The 1,024-nt window shown below is 70.1% G+C and carries 2 pseudogenes; one reads left to right on the top strand and one right to left on the bottom strand.

The features are described from left to right. Positions 1 to 388, top strand: a pseudogene (locus A5681_RS00010) (hypothetical protein); the annotation flags it as partial. Positions 389 to 392: 4 nt separating this feature from the next. On the opposite strand, the pseudogene A5681_RS00005 reads toward A5681_RS00010, so the two are convergent. Next, positions 393 to 1,024: pseudogene (locus A5681_RS00005) on the bottom strand (VWA domain-containing protein); the annotation flags it as partial.

Here is a 1,024-nt window from a genome sequence, read left to right as displayed (position 1 = left end):
GTCCGACGGCGGGGAGAACAAGCCGTCCAATCCCAGCGACCCGCACGACGGGGCCTACACGGCGGCGCGGCTGGCCCGGGACGAGGGCGTGCCCATCTCGACGATCTCGTTCGGCACCAAGACCGGCGAGATCGAGATGGACGGGCAGCGCGTCGCCGTCCCGGTCTCGACGGACCAGATGAAGACCATCGCCAAGCTTTCCGGCGGGCAGTCCTACACCGCCAGCAACATCGCCGAGCTCAACAAGAGCTACAACGCGATCGAGAAGGACATCGGCTATCGCACCGTGGCGGGGCCGGGCAGCGCCGGGTGGCTGCGCCTGGGCGTGATCACCGCCCTGATCGCGACGGCGTTGGCGCTGCTGATCAACCGGCGGCTGCCGGTCTGATCGCTCAGGACGGCAGCCGGCGGTTCAGGAACAGGCCGGCCAGGATCGCGCTCGCCAAGGCGACCGCCCCCAGCAGCATCCAGGCCAGGCTGGCATCGCCCTTGACGGTTTCGTAGCCGATCTGGCGCTGCAGGGTCGAGTAGACGTTCTTCAGCGACTCCAGGCTGTCGGCGTGGAACGCCTGGCCGTCGGTGATCTCGCAGATCTTCTGCAGCGTCTGGTCGTCGACGGGAACCGGGATGGTGGCGCCCTCGTACTCGACGGTCCCGTACGGCGTGCCGAAGGAGATGGTCGAGATCTGCACGCCCGCGGCCTTCGCGGCCCGGGCGGCGGTGAACGCCCCCTGCGGGGCGTTGGCGTCCAGCGGCACGTTCTCGGCGCCGTCGTGCGGGTCGCTGGGATTGGACGGCTTGTTCTCCCCGCCGTCGGACAGCAGCACGATGCGGGCCGGGGGCGGGGTGTCGCCGCCGGTGATGGCCAGGGCGCTCACCGCGTGCAGGGCGGTGAAGATGGCCTCTCCGGTGGCCGTGCTGTCGGCGAAGTCGAGCTTCTTGAGCGCGTCGATCGTCGCCTGGTGCTGCGGCGTGGGCGACACCAGCAGGTACGGCGTGCCGGCGAAGCCGACCAGGCCCAGGT

Source organism: Mycobacterium scrofulaceum (genome assembly GCF_001667885.1).
GTDB lineage: Bacteria > Actinomycetota > Actinomycetes > Mycobacteriales > Mycobacteriaceae > Mycobacterium > Mycobacterium scrofulaceum_C.
Note: the sequence above shows the minus strand (reverse complement) of the source record. Positions and strands in the feature narration are given on the sequence as shown.